The 5,270-nt window shown below is 33.1% G+C and carries 5 protein-coding genes; all 5 read right to left on the reverse strand.

What is annotated here, in order from left to right:
• On the reverse strand, nt 1-478 hold a 478-nt coding region (locus tag QVA17_RS12125; protein WP_287389230.1), incomplete at its 3' end, for a glycosyltransferase family 2 protein.
• A 56-nt stretch (nt 479-534) separates the two neighbouring features.
• On the reverse strand, nt 535-2,136 hold the full coding sequence (locus QVA17_RS12130; protein ID WP_287389231.1) for a peptide chain release factor 3: 1,602 nt from the start codon (nt 2,134-2,136) through the stop codon (nt 535-537).
• A 76-nt stretch (nt 2,137-2,212) separates the two neighbouring features.
• The gene (locus QVA17_RS12135; protein ID WP_027430356.1) at nt 2,213-2,473 is read right to left on the reverse strand and encodes a hypothetical protein; all 261 of its coding nucleotides are present in this window, start codon (nt 2,471-2,473) and stop codon (nt 2,213-2,215) included.
• A gap of 138 nt (nt 2,474-2,611) precedes the next feature.
• The gene (locus QVA17_RS12140) at nt 2,612-3,685 is read right to left on the reverse strand and encodes a hypothetical protein (RefSeq protein ID WP_287389232.1); all 1,074 of its coding nucleotides are present in this window, start codon (nt 3,683-3,685) and stop codon (nt 2,612-2,614) included.
• A 176-nt stretch (nt 3,686-3,861) separates the two neighbouring features.
• Nucleotides 3,862-5,270 (reverse strand): hypothetical protein (locus QVA17_RS12145; protein WP_287389233.1); only part of this gene is annotated, 1,409 nt, incomplete at its 5' end.

A 5,270-nucleotide genomic window follows, 5' to 3' on the forward strand; every position in this document is an offset into this window, starting at 1 on the left:
CGTTTTGCATTAAATCGGTAAAGGCATTATTAAAGAATTCATGTCCATTTCCTTCAAAAGCCGATTTAATATTGGTCTCTTTTATTCTATTCTCAGATAGGATGTGATACCAGAAACCAAAGTAGAGAATGTCCACGTCCTTGTCGCCAATGAGGGCCATGTTGTCTGCAATGGTTGTTGATTCAATATCATCATCCACATCATAAAAATAAATATAGTCACCCTTGGCCATCTTAATGCCAAGATTTCTTGTAGAACTTACTCCCGAATTATCTTTAGTGATCACATTGATGTTTGGATATTTCGCACAATATCCCTTTAAAAGCTCTAAACTATTGTCACTACTTCCATCATTAATCATTATAATTTCTAGATTCTTATAAGTTTGATTAAGAAGGTTAGTTACGCATTTATCTATGTAGCTAGCGCCATTGTAAATTGGTACAACTACGCTTACTAGTCTATTATTCTCGCTCATTATTCTCTCCTAGCCACACATTAATCAAAGTCTAACTCACAAGACTTGGCACCAAACTAATTATTCTTACCAAATTCTGATAATTTAAGTCCTTCATTACGCTCAAGCACCATGTTAACAGACCAGCTGTTAGCAAATACAAGTAATGGGTTGCCCTTTAAATCCTTAATCTTCTTCATATCTGATGTTCCAACTAAGCGGTCAACATTAACCTCTTCTGGGTTCTCAATCCATCTAATATATTCATATGGAAGTGGTTCAAGCTTAATATCTACGTTATATTCATTCTTAAGTCTATATTCAAGAACTTCAAACTGAAGTACACCAACTACACCAACGATGATTTCTTCCATACCAGTGTTGTATTCCTGGAAAATCTGGATAGCACCTTCCTGGGCAATCTGATTTATACCCTTGATAAACTGCTTTCTCTTCATTGTATCCATCTGTCTTACTCTAGCAAAATGTTCTGGAGCAAATGTAGGAATACCATCATATGCAAACTTCTTATTAGACTTACAAATTGTATCACCGATTGAGAAAATACCTGGATCAAATACACCAATAATATCACCGGCATAAGCCTCTTCTACAATATGACGCTCTGAAGCCATCATCTGAGTAGACTGTGAAAGACGAATCTTCTTACCACCCTGAACATGATTAGCTTCCATACCTGCTTCATACTTACCAGAACAAATTCTCATAAAGGCAATTCTATCTCTATGGGCCTTATTCATATTAGCCTGAATCTTAAAGACAAATGCTGAGAAGTCCTCTTCTACAGGGTCGATGTCACCTTCTGATGAATGTCTTGCAAGTGGTGTTGTTGTCATATCAAGGAAGTGTTCAAGGAAGGTCTGAACACCGAAGTTAGTAAGGGCTGAACCAAAGAATACAGGAGTTAAGTTCCCTGCCTGTACTTCTCTTAAATCAAATTCAGCACTTGCGCCATCTAAAAGTTCAATATCTTCATCAAGCTTTTCCTTAAAAGTATCACCAATTTCACCAAGAAGAGCTGGATCATCAATAGAAACCACTTCTGTTTCTACTTCCTTTTGACCATTCATAGCAGCCTTAAAAAGTGAAACTTCTCTTTCCTTACGGCTATATACACCTCTAAATTCCTTACCGCAACCAATTGGCCAGTTAATAGGACATGTAGAAATTCCAAGTACATTTTCAATATCGTCTAATAATTCATATGGATCTTTAGCTTCTCTATCCATCTTGTTAATGAATGTAAAAATAGGAATATGTCTCATAACACAAACCTTGAAAAGCTTAATTGTCTGCTTTTCAACACCCTTAGAAGCATCAATAACCATGACCGCAGAATCTGCTGCCATAAGTGTACGATATGTATCCTCTGAGAAATCCTCATGTCCAGGAGTATCAAGGATATTAACGCAGAAACCATCATAATTAAACTGTAAAACAGAAGATGTAACTGAAATACCTCTCTCCTTCTCGATTTCCATCCAGTCAGAAACCGCATGTTTAGCAGTTTTCTTACCCTTTACCGAACCTGCAAGATTAATTGCTCCTCCATAAAGCAAGAACTTCTCTGTAAGAGTTGTCTTACCAGCATCAGGATGGGAGATAATCGCAAAGGTTCTTCTTTTATTAATTTCTTCAATTAACTTCTTATCAGCCATTGTAATTTCCTTTCATAAATAAAGCCTGCAACTTTGATTGCAGGCTTATAAAATCTATCAAGTAAGATTGATTATATTAATTATTATTTAAACCAAACTTATATGAAACTTCAGATTTATCATCAATCTTTCTAAAAACGTTAACTACTGCATTAAGAGCAGCAACGAAATCTTCTACCTTCTCAACTTCTACAGTTGCAATCTGACCTTCATCAGATAATTCAACAGACTTACACTCGCTAGCTGTTTCCTTAATTCTATCTTCTACTTCTTTAATCTGCTCTTCTGTCTTTAAGAGCTTAGAACTTTTAATTTTAATTGCATATGTTCTCTTCATATCTACTAATCCTCCAAACTAATTAAAGTTTTACGATTCTAAGACTATTGGCGAGCTGCAAAAATACACTATTCTCTTAAAATTCCAATAATCGCGTATATAATTATATATCAGCAACTATGATTATTCAAGAAAATTTTAATCTACTCTGGCTTTATATTTAATGATAACAACTAATAAAGAGATAAAAGATACAGCAAGCAAAAGATGAAAATCTAACTTATTATCAAAGGTAACTGGTACGTTATAAGTTATTTCATTTGTAACATTTTCATAAGTATTATTAGAAGAATTATCAACTACAAGATCAGAGCTTGTTAGTTCACTATCTTCATAGACAAAAGCCATTGTACAAAATTTACTTGTAACAATAGTATATGTCTCATTTTCACTATCCATATCCTTTAATTCAAATGTCTCAATAGTTCCATCTTCAAGAGTATGACTGGCAAGTATACTAAAGTTAGATGACTTCTCAAGTAAAGTTTTTGGTAGGTCAAATGTAATACTAATAGCTTTTGTTAATTCATTTACATATATTTTCTCTCCATCTATTACTTTAATAAGACTAAGCTTAAAATAGCTGGCCTTATTGCTACCATTAATTAAGCCCTGAATTGCCTTTCCACCAGCAGTTTCTCTATTGATTTCATCATTATCTGTATCGATTTCAATTAAGAAAGATAGACTGCTACCCTCAAGAACTTTCTGGATTTCATCCTCTGTCAGGGCATATTTTATCAAATCGGTTTCAGTGGTATTTAGGGTGATTCCATCTAATTGAAATTTAATGTTCCCATTTTCAATCTGATCATTTAAATACAAATCTAAGCTTTCACTATTAGATATATTAAGGGCTGCAACAACAACTTTAGTGACAGAACCTAGTTTAATAGTAATTGTATAATCACCCTTTAAAGGAGCTACAATATCATCAACCATTACAAAATCTGTAGTTGTTGTAGTTTTCCCATTTATTGTATATGAAACAATCAAGTTCTTTGGAAGAATTGCCCTCACTTCAAGATTAGTAGATATACCGTCTTTAAATACGACGCTAATTTGATCACTAGATGTTAATTTATCATAGCCGCTAGGTGTATTTGCGCAGGCTTGCGACACATTAAAATACACAACAAAACTAAGCATTAATACAATCCCTATTAATGCTTTTAATCCGCCAATTATTCCTTTATAAGTACGCTTATTCATAATAACGCCCCCTAAAAAAAATCAGCATATATCTCTTTAATTTTTCACATCCTTTGCTAATTTAATTTTAAAGTATTTTTAGTATATTGTCAATTTTATTCTTAAAGAATATATAACAAAAAGAGCAAAGAGACATATAAAATGTCTCTCTGCCCTTTTAATATAGTGTAACCCTATTATTGGAATTCTTTCCTAAATGCTACAACTAATATTGCTCCTGCACTTACAGTAATTATAAATGTCCATAATACATTTCTAAGATCTGCAGTCTGAGGAGATACATCTCCGTCATTTAATACAACTTCTGGTTCTATAATAGGTGCCTCAATTACAGGTGCCTCTACAACTTCTTCATCAGCATATACTAAAGCCATTGTACAAAGCTTAGTTGTTGATGCTGTAAATGTTGCATCATCATCATCAATATCAACTAAATTGAATGTTTCAAATGTTCCATCAGCTAATTCATGACTTGCAACAAGTGTGAATGTTCTACCTTCATTTCTAATTTCTTCTGGTATATCAATTGTAAATGAAATTGGGTCGCTAAATTCTGTTATTGAAGTCTTACCATCTTCATCTTCATTGAAAATCTTATAAAGATCTGCTGTAAAATAATATGCACTTTCATTAGTATTTAAATTGCTTTCAATTAACTGTCCACCAGTTGTATCTTTAGCATCTGATGTTTCATCAACTACAACTTCTAATCTTAAATCAACTTTTTCACCTGCTAAAACCCTGATAATTTCTTCTGGTGTTAATGAATTAGTAATTACAGAAGCATCAACTGTATTTACCTTAGCTTGTAATTTAGCAGCTGTACCATCCTGCTTTACAGCAACATTAGCATCTCCTATATCAATAGCTTCATTAACATACTTATCAAGTTTTTCTGTCTCCATAATATGAATAGCAGCTTCAACTGTTGAGATTGAATTATTATTAATTACACTCTGAGTCTTAGGTGTAATATCAGAAACCTTAGTAATTAAATTTTTAACATCTGTGGTACCATTAGCTTTTACATCTCCTGTAATTGCTTTTGCTGCATCAATCTGTTTAGTATATCCTCCATATGAAATTGTAATCTTAGTATCTCCCTTACTTGGATCTACATATGGGTCTACTAATTCAAAATCTGAAGCTGTAATGCTTACACCATCTAATATATAACCTACTGCAATATCATCCTTAGTAAATGTCTTAGCTTGAACGCCTGTATATTTGTCAGAATTTAATCTTGTATATATACTCGATTCTTCAATTTTAACTGCAGCTGTAATTTCTTTTTCAATATACGAACCATCTACACCTACTTTAGCTGTTATTGTTACATCCCCTGTTTCAGGGTTTACTTTGTTATCAGATAATTCAATTGATGGTACTGTATAAGTAGTAGTATTGTCTAATTTAATTACAGCCTCTAATAATGAAGGATTAACAGTTCCAGCTGACTTAAGTGGAGTAAAATCCTCTTTAAATTTTACTTCTACATCATCTGCTGTATAAGTAAGTTCTCTCTCATCATATGTGTAGATGAAGAATGGGCCTACATTTTTAACACCACTGTAATCACAATTAT

It is taken from the genome of Lachnospira sp., from assembly GCF_016290755.1.
Lineage (GTDB): Bacteria > Bacillota > Clostridia > Lachnospirales > Lachnospiraceae > Lachnospira > Lachnospira multipara.

Coding starts and splice junctions, on each gene's coding strand:
- QVA17_RS12130 (WP_287389231.1), bottom strand. CDS start 2,136: ATGGCTGATAAGAAGTTAATTGAAGAAATTAATAAAAGAAGAACCTTT.
- QVA17_RS12140 (WP_287389232.1), bottom strand. CDS start 3,685: ATGAATAAGCGTACTTATAAAGGAATAATTGGCGGATTAAAAGCATTA.
- QVA17_RS12135 (WP_027430356.1), bottom strand. CDS start 2,473: ATGAAGAGAACATATGCAATTAAAATTAAAAGTTCTAAGCTCTTAAAG.